The sequence below is a fragment of the Spirosoma pulveris genome, from assembly GCF_054781875.1.
The window spans coordinates 92,083-108,997 of sequence record NZ_BAAGTO010000011.1; the positions used below are offsets into that span (position 1 = coordinate 92,083).

The window sequence follows — 16,915 nt, forward strand, 5'->3', positions numbered from 1 at the left end:
ATTCTCAGGCGTAATGCCGAACAAGACCATACATCGGTAACCGTTTACTTACTATCGGCTAAAGTTAACCGTCCAGGCGATAAGAAAAACAAACAAAAGGCCGGTTAGTACATTATTCCGGAACATCCAACGCACCAATTTTGTAGATATATAGAATATATACCTGCCTACTTAAATCATGGCGAAACGCAATAAATCAGTACAAAAAGGTCCCGATGTGGTGTTGATCGGGGCCGGGATTATGAGTGCCACGCTGGGCGTGCTGCTTAAAGAATTGCAGCCCGACATCACCATCGACATCTACGAACGGCTCGACAGCGCAGCTGCCGAGAGCTCGGATGCCTGGAACAATGCGGGAACCGGTCACTCGGCTTTCTGCGAACTCAACTACACCCCCGAGAAAGAAGACGGCACCATCGACCCGTCGAAGGCGATCAAGATTGCGGAGTCTTTTGAACAGTCGAAGCAGTTCTGGTCTTTTCTCATTCAGAAGGGATTTCTACACGATGCCCCGAATTTTATCCGGTCTATTCCGCACATGAGCTTCGTGTGGGGCGATGAGAACGTAGCCTACCTCCGCAAACGGTTTGAGGCACTTCAGCAGAATTACCTCTTCCACGGCATGCACTATTCCGAAGACCGGGGTCAGTTAGCCGAGTGGATGCCGCTGGTTATGCAGGACCGTAATCCGGCACAACCGGTAGCCGCTACCCGTATGGACATTGGAACCGATGTAAACTTCGGAGCCCTGACGCGGGCCATGTTCCGTCGGTTGTATGATATGCCCGGCGTTCATCTCTACTTTGCCCATGACGTTCGGGATCTGTGGCGGTCAAAATCCCTCGGTGGCTGGAAAATCCGGGTTGAAAACGTTACGACCAGCCAGGTTCGGGATGTACAGACCGAGTTTATATTTATTGGTGCCGGGGGCGGCTCGCTGCGCCTGCTCGAAAAATCCGATATTCCCGAAAGCCGGGGTTTTGGCGGCTTTCCGGTAAGTGGACAATGGCTCAAATGCGTTAACCCCGATATCATTGAGCGCCACCAGGCTAAAGTATACGGAAAAGCATCGGTAGGGGCTCCACCAATGTCAGTTCCCCACCTCGACACCCGCATGATTGAAGGCAAACGGGAGCTTCTGTTTGGCCCATATGCCGGTTTTTCAACGAAATTCCTAAAGAGCGGGTCGTACATGGATTTGCCAAAATCGATCCAGTTGAGCAACATGGCCCCCATGCTCATGGCGGGTCTGCACAATGTATCGCTGACAAAATACCTGATTCAGCAGGTACTACAATCGCCCGAAGACCGGCTGAACGCTCTGCGGGAGTATTACCCTGATGCAAAGATGGACGATTGGGAACTGGAAATTGCCGGCCAGCGGGTACAGGTTATCAAGAAAGATGACGAAGAAGGTGGCGTACTGGAGTTCGGTACGGAAGTGGTGAGTGCCGCCGATGGCAGCATTGCGGCTCTGTTGGGCGCATCACCGGGTGCATCAACCGCCGTTTCAATCATGCTCGATTTGCTAAAACGCTGCTTCCCTGAGCAACTGGCCACCGAGGCCTGGCAGAACAAACTTCGGGATATGATTCCAAGTTACGGTCAGGTTTTAGCGGACAACCCGGAGCTTGGCCAGGAACTCAGGAAGTACACCAGCGAAACGCTCGGATTAGGCGTATACGAATACACCTCCAGCGATAGTCACTAATAGTTTCTGCATTCGTTCGTGATGCGCTCCCTCTGGTCTCGTACGAATTGAGACCGGGAGGAGCGCATTTTTTATGGCCTGGGCTGTCAAGATCATGTATAGGCCAGGGTCAACTAAGTCGCTGGTTCAAGCCTGATCGCTTGATTTAACTCATGGTTTATGGTCTACTATCAATGAGTTGAGTACAGGACTAACTACGTCAAGGAACATTGGCCCGCAACGCGCCCATTCGTCACATTATCTTAAGCAGGCTTATTGTACCATAAAACACATCAACTTGTACTTTAATATAATTTTTTCATTAATAAATATAATTATATACCTCAATTATAAAAAATGTAAAGACTTAGCTTGTTTATTTAGTTTACGATAAATATATTTCGTTAACTATAAGTTACTCTATATACCATAAGTAGAGTGACAAACCCTCCGTAACTTGAAAAATACAGTATGCTTCCCGGTTATGGCACTATTGTGCTATATACCAGCTTGTCTGTTGCTGCTTAGTGGACAACTGTCCCCCGCTTTCGGACAAACTACGTATTATGTTGCCAGCACGGGCAACGATTCGAACTCAGGTCGGTCGAGCGATGCTCCCTTCCAAACGATCAGCAAAATCAACAGCCTTTCCTTACAACCGGGCGATCAGATTTTGTTTCGGCGCGACGATGCATTTAGCGGCAGCTTGCAAATTAAACAGTCCGGTACCAGCGACAAACCAATACTGGTCGATGCGTATGGCTCCGGCAACAAGCCGGTACTTACCGGGGCGGTGGGCGTTACCGCCTGGACGAACATCGGCAACAACACCTGGCAGGCACTATGTCCTTCCTGCGGAAGTCGGGTGACGGGCCTGTACCGCAACGGCGCGATCCTCCCCCTGGGTCGCTACCCAAATCTCGACGCTGCGAATAAAGGCTACCTGACGGTCCAATCGCACGTGGGTAAAACCCAGCTAACCAGTCAGCAGTCGTTGCTCACGAACTGGCTGGGCGGAGAAGTTGTCTACCGGCCGGTGCAATGGATTCTGAACCGCGCTACCATTACGGGCCAGACCGGTAACAGTCTGGCTATCATAGGCTCCGGCAACTACGATATCAGCGATAACTGGGGATTCTTTATCCAGAACCACCCCAATACACTCGATCAAACCGGCGAATGGTATTACAATCCGTCAACAAAAATGATTCGGCTCTACGACAGCCAGTCCAATCCTAATACTCAAAAGATTACGGCTACGGTCTTCGCCGACGTTGTCAGTCTATCGGCGGTGTCGTTCATCACGATTCGTAACCTTCATCTTACGCAGGCACTGGCCTCTAACCTGACGGCAACCAATTGCTCGAATCTGATCATCAGCGGGAATGACCTGACAAAATCCGGCGAAGATGCCCTGCTTGTGAAGGGAAGCGGCCAGCAGTTGCTGATCGAAAATACCCTCATCGAAGATGCGAATAACAACGGTGTTGACATTGAAACGTACCAGAATGTTACGTTCCGGGGAAACACCATCCGGCGTATAGGACTTTTTCCGGGCCGCGGAAAAAGTGGGGATGGCACCTACATCGGTTTTCATGCAGCTACAACCGCCAACACGCTTATTGAGGCTAATACGCTCGATAACATCGGCTATAATGCGCTGAATTTCTCGGCCAACACGACCATTCAGCGCAATCAGATCAGCAATTTCTGCCTGACAAAAAGCGATGGAAGCGGCTTGTACATCTGGAATGGCAACCAACTGCCCATGGCCAATATTCGACTGATTGCCAACACCGTAACGAACGGAATCGGTGCTCCAGAGGGAAGCCCGGCAGGTAGTTCCTCCGGAGCCAATGGAATCTACCTCGACGACTGCACGACGAATATCGAGGTAAGCGGCAATACCGTTGGGCATTGCAAAGGCCTGGGAATTTTTCTGCACGGCTCATCCAACATCACCCTGACCGGAAATACCTCCTTCAACAACAACGAGGGACAGTTAGCCATTATGAGTGCCAACGGCTGCCAACCCCGGAATAACATCATTCAGAACAACATACTGGTCAGCCGGTTAGCCAGTCAGTTTCTGGTGAAATACGAATCGAACCAGAATGACCTGATCAGTTACGGAGACTTCAATAACAACGTTTACGCCCGCCCGTTTGACGATGTTTATAAAATTCTAACGGTTTATAATCGGAACATCGGCGCCAGCCTGTCGATGGCACAATGGCAGAGTCAGTATGGTAAGGATCCGGCGTCGAAAAACAGTCCCGTTACGTATTCGTCCGGCAATCCGGATGACTATTTGAAGCTGTTGACGAACCCGACCGCTAACCCGGTTCAGGTTCCGCTAACGGGCACATATCGCGATGCAAAAAACACGATCTGTACCAATCAGGTAACGGTTCCCGCCTATGCATCCGTTGTTCTCTTCAAGGATAACACCCCCGTCGTTTCGTTACGTGAGCCGGAAAACCCAGCCAATACCGTTGCCGGACTGGAGTATCAGTATGTCGAAGGCAGTTGGAGCACACTGCCTGATTTCAACGCGTTGACAACGACTAAAGCGGGTACTATTTCCACCCCCAACCTATCCGTTCGTAACCGCACCGATAATTACGGGATTCGATTCAAGGGATACATCAGCGTACCGACCGATGGCGTCTATACGTTTTATACGAACTCTGACGATGGCAGCAAACTACTCATCGGCACGACCGAAGTGGTCAACAACGACGGTGTACATGCGGCCATTGAAAAAGCGGGTACCATTGGGTTAAAAGCCGGTAAGCATGCGTTGTCGATCCTTTTTTTCCAGGGCAACGGAGGACAAACGCTGACTGTCAGTTATGAGGGTCCGGGTGTTGGCAAACAAGCGATTCCGGCAGCCGTACTCTTACGGGTACCGACCAGTACGGGTGGAACAGGGAGTGGTTCCGGACTTGTGGGCACCTATTATAACAATGCTACTCTGACGGCTCCGGCTTCACTGACCCGTACCGATGCCACAGTGAACTTCGACTGGGGCACCGGCTCTCCCGCTCCCGGCACCATCAACACCGATAATTTTTCGGTTCGATGGACCGGACAGGTTGAAGCCCCCGTTACGGGCAATTATACCTTCAGCACAACGTCGGATGATGGCGTTCGTCTTTGGGTCAATGGCACGCAGGTTGTCAGCAACTGGACCGTACATGGGCCAACAACGAACAGCAGCCCGGTTATCGCCCTGACCGCCGGGCAACGGTATACCGTTCAGATGGAATACTACGATGGTGGCGCGGGCGCGGTAGCCAAATTATTGTGGGCGTACCCCGGCCAGGCACAGCAGGCTATTCCCCAAAGTTATTTATACCCATCTGTATCAGGCACCGCGCCAACGGCTACCTCACCTACTTCGGCTACGGGCACCGGCATCTTTTTGTCTGACCTGAACTGGACAACAGCAACCAACGGTTACGGACCGGTTGAAAAGGACCGCAGCAACGGCGAAAGTAGCGCGGGCGACGGCAAGACCATCACCCTGAACGGCGTCACCTATGCTAAAGGACTTGGCGTACATGGTTCGGCTTCGATTACCTATAATCTGAACGGTCAGTACAGCCGCTTCCTGACAGATATTGGCCTCGACGATGAAGTCATCACCTGCGGTACAGTAAGTTTTGAGGTCTACCTGAACGATGTGCTGGCTTACAGCAGTGGCGTGATGAACCCGACAACGGCCACGAAATCAATCGACCTGGATGTATCGGGTAAACAAACCCTTAAACTCGTTGTCACCAACGGGGGCGACGACTCCTCCTGCGACCACGGCGACTGGGCCGGTGCCCGCCTGATTGGTACCAGTGGTGCCCGCCTGGCTAACACGACAAACGCTGAGCTTCCCGAAGAATCACGCATGAAAGCTTATCCCGTACCGGCTAAAGAGGTTGTGTGGGTGCAGTATTACGCCGAAACAGCCGGAGAGGCAACCATTCAACTGATCAATATGATGGCTCAGCCAGTCCACCAGGCAACCCACCAGCTCACCCAGGGCGAGAATCTAATTAAAGTCATGGTCGATCAATACAACCGGGGAAGCTATGTCCTGATGCTAACCCAAAACCAGCAGCGGCAAACCCGGAAAATAATTCTAATCGACTAAGCAGAATAATACCCGGCATTTTTTTCAAAAAACCAATACGCTCCTTTCGTTATATTGTGCCTCGGTCTATCACCGGGGCACAATTCATTTACGGCAACCTGAACACCCAATTCATGAAAAAATCGCTACTCCCGTTTCTCTTTCTGGTTTCGTTCGCCACAACCGTTCCGGCGCAGGATCGGCTCAGCGGCAAGTCCTTTGCCACCCGGGCGGTCGTTATGGCCCGGCATGGTATGGCCTGTACGTCACATCCGCTTTCTACCCAGGCCGCTATTGATGTGCTGCGGTCGGGCGGCAATGCCATCGATGCCGCGATTGCCGCCAACGCTATGGAAGGGTTGGTGGAACCGCACGTCAACGGTATTGGCGGTGACCTGTTCGCTATTGTATGGGATGCCAAAACCAAAAAGCTGTATGGTCTCAATGCCTCGGGACGTTCGCCCTACACACTTACGCTGGCAGAATTTCAAAAACGGGGTCTCAAACACATCCCGTCCGATGGCCCCCTGCCGGTGTCGGTGCCGGGCTGCGTGGATGGTTGGTTTGAACTGCACAAACGGTTCGGCAAAGCGCCCATGACCAGCATTTTGGCCCACGCCATCCGCTACGCCCGCGAAGGCTACCCCGTTCACGACGAAGCCGCTTTTTACTGGCCATCGATGATTGCGAGGTTCGGTAAATACCCCAATGTGAAAGAAATCTATGCACCCAGCGGGGCGGCTCCCAGGCGGGGCGAACTCTTCAAAAATCCGGCCCTTGCCAATACACTCGAAAAGATTGCCAAAGGTGGTCGGGATGCTTTCTACAAAGGCGACATTGCCCAAACGATTGATGCCTTCATGAAAAAAATGGGCGGCTACCTCAGCGCCAAAGATTTAGCCGACCACACCTCCGAATGGGTTGAACCCGTGTCGACCAATTACCGGGGCTATGATGTGTGGGAGTTGCCACCCAACAGTCAGGGCATTGCGGCTTTGCAGATGCTGAATCTGCTGGAAGGTTACGATTTTTCGCAAACGCCCTGGGGCAGCCCCGAGCACATTCACCGGTTCGTAGAAGCCAAGAAGCTGGCGTTCGAAGACCGGGCCAAATATTATGCCGATCCGGCTTTTGCCAAAATCCCCGTCAACGAACTCGTCAGTAAATCGTACGCGGCCGAACGGCGTCAGCTGATCGACCTCAACCGGGCCGCCAGCCGGGTCGATGCTGGGAACCCGGCCCTCAAGCAGGGCGACACGATATACCTGACCGTAGCCGACGACGAAGGCAATATGGTCTCGCTCATTCAAAGTAACTATCGCGGCTTTGGCTCGGGCATGGCTCCGGACGGGTTGGGGTTCATGCTCCAGGACAGAGGAGAACTGTATAGTCTGATTGACGGGCAGAACAACACCTATGCCCCCCATAAACGGCCTTTCCAGACTATTATCCCCGCTTTTGTGACCAAAGATGGACAGCCTTTTATGAGCTTCGGCGTTATGGGCGGCAGCTTTCAACCGCTGGGGCATGTTCAGATCATCATGAACATGATCGACTTCGGGATGAATCCGCAGGAAGCAGGCGACGCTCCCCGCATCGACCACCAGGGATCATCCGAACCAACGGGCGAACGAATGACCGACTCGGGACAGATTACACTGGAATCAGGCTACCCCTACGAAACCATCCGCGACCTGATGCGTAAAGGCCATAAGGTAGGCTATGGGCTGGGTGGGTATGGCGGCTATCAGGCCATTATGTACGACGCCAAAAACAAAGTGTATCACGGAGCTACGGAGTCCAGAAAAGACGGCCAGGCCGCCGGATTTTAACACGGTAACCATCCAGTAATTTTAATGAGCACAGAGGTACGGAGAACACAGAGGTTTTTAACTAGTCTCTGTTTTCTCCGGCTCTCTGTACTCAACAAATTTGCGTTGATACGTAAAACTTAGGTGATAAATATCACAAAAGTCAAGTTTTGCCACCGGTAGCTTTGTGGTCGAAACCAAATCAGGGATAAATTCCGCAACTTCACGCGACGAAGACAATGTTAAATTTATTCAAGTCCCTCTTCGGCTCATCCGATAAGGCCAATATTCAGGAAATTCTCAGCCAGGGAGCCGTCGTGCTTGACGTACGCTCTACCGGCGAATTTGCCAGCGGGCACGCCAACGGTGCTGTCAATATTCCGCTGGACCAGATTGACGCCCGGATTACTCAAATCAAAAGCTATACTAAACCCATTGTTGTTTGCTGTGCATCCGGTGTGCGAAGTGCCCGCGCCAAAAGCCTGATGGCTGGACATGGCGTGATGAATGTCCATGATGCCGGCAGTTGGCGCAATATCGGATAAGGTATTGGTAAGCAGCCTATTCAGGTCGATTTAAGCCAAAATTAACGTGCCGGTAATATTCGGCACCTTAACTTGTGCGCCTAAATCGACCTTGCTGTTTCTCATGAAAATGCCCCTCTTCCTGGTTTGTTTTCTCCTGCTGACCGCGCTTACACCGCCGAGCCTGGACACCCTCAAACTAAATCAGATTCAGTGTATCGGCTCGCACAATAGCTACAAACAGGCCATTGACCTCGCGTTGTTCGCTTTATTGACACAATCCGATTCAGTACGATTTAAAGCCATCGAGTACAGCCACTCCAGCCTGACCGACCAGCTGAATCGCGGCTTGCAGAACCTTGAGATCGATGTTTATGCCGATACCAAAGGGGGTAAATACGCCCATCCGATGGGTCTTCAACTCGCCAAAAACCAACAGCCGTACGATGTAGCCGGGGTTATGAATGAACCCGGATTTAAAGTATTTCACATTCAGGATATTGACTTTAGAAGTAACTGCCCCACGTTTAAAGGGTGTCTGACCGAACTCAAACGCTGGTCTGATGCTCATCCGAACCATTACCCTGTCTTTATTACCATGAACGCCAAAGACGACACGATCAAACGAGCGGGCTTCACCTTACCCGAGCCGTTCACGGAATCGGTACTAAATCAGCTGGACAGTGATATTCTGGCGGGTTTGGGGCGTTCCAAACTGATCAGGCCCGATGATGTGCGGGGCCGCAAGCCTACGCTGGAAGCTGCGGTGCTGGCGGGAAACTGGCCTACGCTGCAGGCATCGAAGGGAAAGTTCCTGTTCGTTCTCGACGAAACCGGCGCCAAACGGTCGGCCTACATAACCGGGCACCCATCGCTGAAGAACCGCGTTCTGTTCACCAATTCGGAACCGGCAACGCCCGAAGCTGCATTTATGATCCTGAATAACTCAATCGAAGAGCAGAACCAGATTCAGGCGATGGTCAAAAAAGGGTACCTGGTCCGCACACGCGCTGATTCGGATACCCGGCAGGCCCGAACCAACGACAAACGTAATTTCGAGGCAGCCTGCCAGTCGGGAGCTCAGATTATCACGACAGATTACTACGTGAAGAGCCAGTTTTTCCCGTCCGACTATGTTATCAGCTTTGCCAACGGTTCGTACCTGCGGCCCAATCCACTCGTACACTGAGCATTTTACCTTACTGACCACCAGCCTATTAGCCTAGCTCACTAACCCGCATCGAGGACTTCCTAACCATCAGTTTCGTTTTCAACATATTGCTGATCGACGTGCTGTGCTCGCCTGGGTTCCGAATCAACTTGATCAGCAACTCAGCCGCAGAACGGCCCATTTCGAAAGCCGGTTGTGCTACTGAGCTTAAGGGTGGATTGAGCAGAGCTGCGATGGGTAGATCAGAAAAGCCAACCAGTGCGATATCTTCGGGCATCCGCAGACCCGCGGCAACGATAGCAGCGTGACAGCCAATGGCAATGTTATCGCTGGAGGCAAAAATACCGTCCGGGCGATTGGGCATTGCCAATAGCGACTGGACGGTTTCCAGGGCGTTGGTTGACGAGTAAGGAGAAGAAACGACCAATTCGTCGAGTATAGGTCTGCCATACTCAAGAAGCGCAGCGCGGTATCCCTGCAATCGCCGACGGCTAATAAGCAGATGATCGGGACCGGATACGTGGGCAATACGCTCACACCCCTGTTTGATCAAATGCTCCGTAGCTTTGTAGCCTCCTTCAAAGTCATCGACAGATACCGTGTGCGTGTCGATCTCCTCGCAGATACGGTCAAAGAACACAATGGGGAAACCGCGTTCATGAATGTTTTTAAAGTGCGTGTAATCTGTCGTTGTAGTGGCCACCGACACGAGTAAACCATCTTTTCGCCGATTGTATATGTGTTTGACATTCAGCACTTCACGCGCATAATCTTCATGGCTCTGGTAGATAACGACATGGTATCCCTGGGCAAAGGCCACATCTTCAATGCCCGCGATGACAATAGCAAAGAACGGATTCGCGATTTCCGGTACAATGACGCCAATATCGTTACTCTGGCTGCTCAGTAGACTCAGCGCAACCGGATTCGGATTGTAATCTAGCCGATGCGCCAGTTCCAGTACGCGCTTCTTCGTTTCAACACCGATCTCTGTACTATCCCTTAAGGCTCTGGAAACGGTCGACGTAGATAGGTTCAACTCACGGGCAATATCCTTTATGGTAATGCTCTTCATGATAGAGAAATTAGTATAATTATATTTTTCCTGCCGCAATGCGGTAGACAAATGGCCAGGAAACCCTAAAGATAGCAAAGGCATTTTACTCTTATTTAAAGAAAAAATTAAATTCTGTATAGCCAGCGCAATCGTTCCCGAAATCGTTTGCGTGAAATTATCTCGTTCTTCCCGAGAAAATACTTGTATTCACGTCACTGAGGGGTTAAACTTAACAAGGAATAGTATTAAGTAACGCTTTTGTATAGCGTCCCTGATCTTGGTTTTACACAATAATCTATTTTTATACGTTTCACCGTCGTTCTTATAGTTTTGCCTGAAAATACCCAACTGCCTTAACTTTTTTAACCCATGCATCATTTGAAAAAGCGTTTCCAGTATCACTATCTGGTTCTATCAGCGCTCACGCTGGCAGCCACAAGTGGACTGGCTCAGAAACCAGTACAGCCTGCTTTGGGCTCGCGATCCGTTAAAACGCTAACCCTTAACGGCCTTTCCTTTAAAGACCTAAACAAAAACGGAAAACTCGACAAATACGAAGACTGGCGCTTACCCACCGAACAGCGCGTGCAGGATTTGATCGGCCAGATGACCCTGGAAGAAAAGATAGGCTTTATGCTCATCAGCACAACGCGGATGGCGGGCGATTTTTCGTTTCAGCAGGGCGCTCCAAAAGCCGAAATTACCAGTGGCTTCAATGAAGAAGATCAGGTACAGAGCATGAACATGTTCACCCGGAAGCCACTCCCCTATCCCATGATGATGGCTGCCGGAACCACCAAAGCTGTGACGCAGAACCAGCTCCGCCATTTCATTCTACGGGCCAATACCTCGGCGAAAACCATGGCCGACTGGCACAATAACCTACAGGCCCTTTGCGAAAACTCCCGTTTGGGCATTCCGGCTATCGTGGCCTCCAACCCACGAAACCACATCACAACCGACGCGTCCGTTGGCCTTAGTGTTGGCACTACGGTGTTCTCAAAGTGGCCGGGCGAACTGGGTCTGGCGGCCATGCGGGACTTGAAACTTACGCGTGAGTTTGCCGATATAGCCCGGCAGGAATGGGCGGCTGTGGGGTTACGGAAAGGGTACCAATACATGGCCGATTTAGCGACTGAACCGCGCTGGCAGCGTATTGAAGGCACTTTCGGCGAAGATGCCGATTTAGCCGCCAACATGACCCGCGAAATCGTACTCGGCTTTCAGGGACCAAAACTTGGCATCCACTCCGTAGGCCTTACCACCAAGCACTTCCCCGGTGGTGGCCCACAGGTGGAGGGGCAGGACCCGCACTTCGACTGGGGGAAAGACCAGCATTACCCCGGCAAGATGTTCGATTATCACCTCAAACCGTTTAAGGCCGCCATCGATGCCGGTACATCGGCCATCATGCCGTATTACGCCAAACCTATTGGTACCAAGTACGAAGAAGTTGCGTTTGCCTACAACAAAGCCATCATCAAGGATTTGCTACGCGACAAAATGGGCTTTCAGGGGATCGTCAACTCCGATACCGGACCTATCGAAATGATGCCCTGGGGCGTTGAGAAATTAAGCATTGAAGAACGGTATCAAAAGGCCATCGAGTGCGGAGTCGACCTGTTTTCAGGGTCTGCCGACCCCTCGCTGCTGATGTCTACTGTCAAGAAAGGCCTTGTGAGTGAAAAGCGGATCAACGAATCCATCGCCCGGCTACTGCGTGAGAAGTTCGCACTGGGCCTGTTCGAAAACCCGTACGTCGATCCGGAGATGGCGCAGAAAACCGTTGGAAAACCTGAGTTTCAGCAGCGGGCCGATCTGGCTTTCCGCAAATCCATTGTGCTGCTGCGCAACTCGGGAAAGCTGTTGCCTCTGGCACCCAAAACCAAAGTGTTTATTGAGTCGTACTATGACAACGGCCGTTCGAAGGAGCCCATTACAGTTATTAAGCCCGCAACCAATAACTGGAATCTGGAGTTTGTCGGAAGTAAAGATGAAGCGGATGTAGTGGTAATGATGCTAACACCCAGCAGCGGTAGCTTATTTAGTTCGAACGGCGGGCCTATTGAACTGCAACTGTCAAAAAACAAGATCGACGTTAAGCATGTCAATGAGCTAACCAGTCAGAAACCCACCGTCGTACTGATCAATTACACGAGTCCGTGGGTGATCGATGAAATTGATAACCCGAATCTCAAAACGGTATTGGCGACGTTTGGCACCACACCCGATGCCATTCTGGACGTGCTGAGCGGAAAATTTAACCCGACCGGTAAAATGCCGTTCAGTACGCCCGTTTCCCGGCAGGCCGTACTCGACAATCAATCCGACGTGCCGGGCCATATGAAGCCAAAAGGCTACGCCCTTTTCACTTTTGGCGATGGCCTAAGCTATTCGAACTGATAAAGTCCTGCTATTTTGTACCTAATTTGCTGCCACACCGCAACAGAAGCGATGTGGCAGCAAATTTGTTTTCGGATGCACCCACTCATTACAAACGATGCCATTATCCTTGGCATTTTCCTAGTCTTACTGACCCTTATTTTCAGAACATCCCAGTCAGAACACCCCTTCTGGAAACGGGCCTATACGTACGTCCCCTCGCTGCTGTTGTGCTACGTTTTCCCGGCGGGCATGAACAGCCTTGGCATTATTTCGGGGGAGCAATCCAGCTTATATAAAGTATCGACCAACTATTTACTGCCGGCAGCCCTGGTCCTGCTCACCTCCACCGCCGACCTGCGGGCAATTCTCCGACTCGGTCCCAAAGCACTGATCACGTTTATGTCGGGTACGGTGGGCATTATCATTGGCGCTCCCGTTGCCTTTTTTCTGGTTATGTGGCTCATTCCGGGATTTCGGGAGCAGGCAATTGCCAACGAATACTGGAAAGGGCTGGTCACTATTTCGGGAAGCTGGATTGGCGGAAGCAGCAGCCAGTTGGCGCTGAAAGAAATTTACGGGTGCAACGAAGCTCTTTTTGCCATTATTCTTGTAGTCGATGCGGTGGTATCGACAACCTGGACGGCCTGTCTGATTTATGGAGCCGCTTACCGCGAGAAGATTGACGGCTGGCTCCGGGCCGACACGACATCCATTGAAGAAGTCAAACAACGCATACTGGCGTACAAAGTGGTGCCCGACCGACCTGCCAACCTTCTCGACCTGAGTACCATTCTGGCCCTTGGATTTGGTGGAGGTGCACTGGCCCATGCACTGGCGTATGTGATTTCGAGCATGCTGCAGCCATACAAATCCTCCCTGACGACCTACGGACTGGACCCTTTTACGTCCAATTTCCTTTGGGTGGTCATTCTATCAACGTCCTTAGGTATTGGGCTTTCATTTACCCGCCTGCGCAAACTCGAAAAATTAGGGACGACAGACCTAGCAACGCTATTCGTCTATTTCCTGATCATGACTATTGGCATGCGACTCGACTTATCGAATCTGGGGGGAAACATGGGTCTGTTTCTGGTAGCCGTGATCTGGATGCTCATTCACATTACGGTCATGCTCATCACCGCCCGAATTATTCGGGCGCCTTACTTTTTTGTGGCGGTGGGAAGTCAGGCAAATATTGGTGGCGTATCGACGGCTCCGGCTGTGGCGTCAATCTTTCATCCTGCGCTGGCACCCGTCGGCGTCTTACTGGCGGTACTCAGTCACGTTTTGGGCACGTATGGCGGCTTGCTTACGGCCTGGCTGATGCGGCTTGTGAGCTAATGTCTACTTCTGAATACCAACCATATACAGGTCAAATCCCCCTTTCCCGCCGGGCCTGTTGGACGAGAAAATCATGAGCTGGTTTGTATAATCCGACTGACCCGTCAGAATCGGGCGGTACTCATCCGACGCAGTATTGATGGTTGGCCCAAAATTGACCGGCGCCGACCAGCGTGTGCCATCCCACGTACTGTAATACAAGTCGTACCCACCAAAACCACCCGGCCGATTCGACGTAAACACCAGCCTGTTATCCAGAATGAACGGGCACTTATCGTTGGCCCCTGACGATAGTTCGGCCACGCGTTCAATAGGTACGGCACCGGTTGTCGGTAGTTTGGTATGCAGTTCAATGGGAGCTACTGCCGGTAATGTTGCTTTGTAAATATCGAATGAGCCAGCGCGGTTAGAGGTGAAGTAAATGGCCGCGTATTGCTGGTCGAAGGTTGGGTAGGCGTCATCAGCCTTCGAGTTAAGAAAAGTGAGTGGTACCGGATCGGAAAACTGTTTGTTGGTCAGTGCCGATGTACCACCCGGAGTGTCGGTGGCATTGGTTGGGTTATCGCGGTAATTATGCGTCAGATAGACATCCAGATTGCCGGTCTTGTCAGATGCATAGAGCATGAGGTATTCACCATAGTGGCGTACCATTCCGTCTTTGATCAAATCCCGTCCGTACGATTTGAGATACGGCCCCAGTTCATTCCCGCCTGAGTTTACTTTGTCGGCAGCCCAGCCGACGGGGATCTGCTCCTCCACAACATCAAGTCCGCCATAGGGCTTGTTATCGAATGAAAAAACGCCCGTTCGCCGGTCCGTACTGTAATTGAGCGACTCCCGAACGAAGTTAAAATCCGCTCGGCCACCGCGTTTCGACGAAAACAGCAAAGGCATGACCGCCCCGTAAGCGGGCACCGCCGAATTGTAATCATCATCAATGGAATTGATATCACCCAGGTTCGTAACCACATTGGGGAAGGTCCCCTGGCTGTATTGCATCGGCTGTAGTTTATCACAGCTCATGGTTACCAGGCACAGGCATCCAATAAGTGGTAAAAGCGTGAATTTCATACGTCGGTAGTCTATATATCAACATGGAGCCAAGTTTATAACAAAGGGTTGTAAACAAATAAGGCCGGAAGAATATCTCCCGGCCTTACTGGCTGATTAACCTGTTGAAAACAAAATGAAAGCGTATTAAATCTTACTCCATGATCATTTCGGTATGAGCAGGCGCTTCAATTTTCTTACCGATGAACAGCAGCAGCAGCGGTACGCAGATCAGGAAGAAACCACCAATCACCAGGAAGGCGTCGGCGTAAGTCATCACCAGTGCCTGCTTCATCATGGTCCCCTGCATTATACCATAGGCTTTGCTGGTAGCCGACATTAGAGCATCCCCTTTGGAGAGAAACAAGCCTGTATACTGCCGGATACGATCAACCGAAAGCGGATTATAAATGGAAACGTTATCACCCAGCCGCGACGCATGGAACATGGTACGCGTTGAGATATATGTCGTCATGATGGCCGTTCCGAACGTACCGCCCAACTGGCGAATCATGCCCGTTAGCGCCGATCCCTGTGGAATTTCGATGTTCTTTAAATCGGCCAGGGTAACGGTCGTTAGCGGGATAAAAATCAATCCCATACCAATACCCCGAATGATTAGCGGCCAGAAGAAGTAATCCGGACCGGCAGCCAGACTGATGGCCGACAGGTCGAAACAGAAACCAAAGAACAGCACAAAGCCAATGCCTGCGTACCAGACCGGCGAGATGTAGTTTTTGCTCATCAGACCACCCACAATCGGCATCATCATACCCGTAGCAATGGAACCTGGCATCAGTAACAAGCCTGTTTGGCTAGCGGTGAAGCCCAGAATGGTCTGGCAGAAAACCGGGATAATGAAGACCGACGCAAACAGACCGAAACCTAGGATAAAATTGAACAGCGTACCCACCGCAAACCGGCGTTGACGTAACAAACGCAGGTCCAGAATGGGCAGCTTAACCGCCAGTTGCCGCCAGATAAACCCAATCAAGCCAATACCAGCCGCCAGGGACATACCCACGATAAAGCGGGAATCGAACCAGTCTTTTTCTTCGCCTTTTTCCAGAATGATCTGCAAACCACCGATACCCATAACCAGGAGAATCAGTGCCAGCCAGTCCATCTTACCCGCCAGCATCTTCTCGGCGGGCTCCTTAATGTAGGTGTACGTCAGGAACGTGGCCAGAATACCGAAGGGAATATTGATGTAGAATACCCAGTTCCACGACAGGTTATCAGTAATAAAACCACCTAGCGTAGGGCCAATTGACGGTCCGATAATTACACCCAAGCCAAAAATGGCATTGGCAATACCCAGGTCTTCCTTGGGGAACGTCTGTATCAGAATAGACTGGGCTGTGGTCAGCAAACCACCCCCACCAATGCCCTGTACAACCCGAAAAAAGACGAGTTCCCACACGTTGGTCGAGGTACCGCAGAAAACTGACGCTATCGTGAAGAGGATAATAGAAGCAGCAAAATAATTTCGCCGTCCCAGTTTGGCCGTTAACCAGCCCGACATGGTGATCATGACGGCACTGGCGGCTGCGTAACCCGTAACCACCCAACTGATATCCCCAAGCGACGCGCCCAGGTTGCCCATCATCTGGTTCAGGGTCACGTTGACGATCGAGGAGTCGATGGTTTGCAGCAGGGCGGCCGTCGTAACGGTTATCACCACGATCCACTTATCAAAACCTAATTTTTTCATAAAATTGATTAAAGTGGTGTCGGGTTCTCAAACCCGACACTGT

General features: G+C 51.4%; 10 protein-coding genes. 7 read left to right on the forward strand and 3 right to left on the reverse strand.

The genetic code is table 11. From position 1 onward, the window contains the following. Positions 1-178 precede the first annotated feature (178 nt). The 5 genes from ACYVJM_RS26430 (at position 179) to ACYVJM_RS26450 (ending at position 9,343) form a co-directional block, all read left to right on the forward strand. On the forward strand, positions 179-1,711 hold the full coding sequence (locus ACYVJM_RS26430; protein ID WP_461151227.1) for a malate:quinone oxidoreductase: 1,533 nt from the start codon (positions 179-181) through the stop codon (positions 1,709-1,711). Between the two features lie 463 nt (positions 1,712-2,174). After that, positions 2,175-5,840, forward strand: a complete 3,666-nt coding sequence (locus tag ACYVJM_RS26435) for a PA14 domain-containing protein (protein ID WP_461151228.1) — start codon at positions 2,175-2,177, stop codon at positions 5,838-5,840. A 113-nt stretch (positions 5,841-5,953) separates the two neighbouring features. Then, complete coding sequence (gene ggt / locus ACYVJM_RS26440) at positions 5,954-7,651, forward strand: gamma-glutamyltransferase (protein WP_461151229.1); 1,698 nt, start codon at positions 5,954-5,956, stop codon at positions 7,649-7,651. Between the two features lie 218 nt (positions 7,652-7,869). Further along, complete coding sequence (locus tag ACYVJM_RS26445; RefSeq protein ID WP_461151230.1) at positions 7,870-8,175, forward strand: rhodanese-like domain-containing protein; 306 nt, start codon at positions 7,870-7,872, stop codon at positions 8,173-8,175. 103 nt (positions 8,176-8,278) lie between these two features. Beyond that, positions 8,279-9,343: a phosphatidylinositol-specific phospholipase C1-like protein gene (locus ACYVJM_RS26450; protein ID WP_461151231.1), complete on the forward strand. Its 1,065-nt coding sequence runs from the start codon at positions 8,279-8,281 to the stop codon at positions 9,341-9,343. Between the two features lie 28 nt (positions 9,344-9,371). On the opposite strand, the gene ACYVJM_RS26455 is transcribed toward ACYVJM_RS26450, so the two are convergent. After that, positions 9,372-10,400, reverse strand: coding sequence for a LacI family DNA-binding transcriptional regulator (locus tag ACYVJM_RS26455; protein WP_461151232.1), 1,029 nt, complete (start codon positions 10,398-10,400; stop codon positions 9,372-9,374). A 351-nt stretch (positions 10,401-10,751) separates the two neighbouring features. On the opposite strand from ACYVJM_RS26455, the gene ACYVJM_RS26460 reads away from it, so the two are divergent. Both ACYVJM_RS26460 and ACYVJM_RS26465 read left to right on the forward strand, forming a co-directional pair. Further along, on the forward strand, positions 10,752-12,785 hold the full coding sequence (locus tag ACYVJM_RS26460) for a glycoside hydrolase family 3 protein (RefSeq protein WP_461151233.1): 2,034 nt from the start codon (positions 10,752-10,754) through the stop codon (positions 12,783-12,785). Between the two features lie 51 nt (positions 12,786-12,836). Further along, positions 12,837-14,108 carry a DUF819 family protein gene (locus ACYVJM_RS26465; protein WP_461151234.1) on the forward strand — a complete coding sequence of 424 codons (1,272 nt, stop codon included), beginning with the start codon at positions 12,837-12,839 and terminating at the stop codon, positions 14,106-14,108. A gap of 3 nt (positions 14,109-14,111) precedes the next feature. Here ACYVJM_RS26465 and ACYVJM_RS26470 read toward each other — a convergent pair whose 3' ends face one another. Continuing rightward, positions 14,112-15,179: a TolB family protein gene (locus ACYVJM_RS26470; protein WP_461151235.1), complete on the reverse strand. Its 1,068-nt coding sequence runs from the start codon at positions 15,177-15,179 to the stop codon at positions 14,112-14,114. Between the two features lie 133 nt (positions 15,180-15,312). Further along, the gene (locus tag ACYVJM_RS26475) at positions 15,313-16,872 is read right to left on the reverse strand and encodes a DHA2 family efflux MFS transporter permease subunit (protein WP_461151236.1); all 1,560 of its coding nucleotides are present in this window, start codon (positions 16,870-16,872) and stop codon (positions 15,313-15,315) included. Between the last annotated feature and the right edge of the window lie 43 nt (positions 16,873-16,915).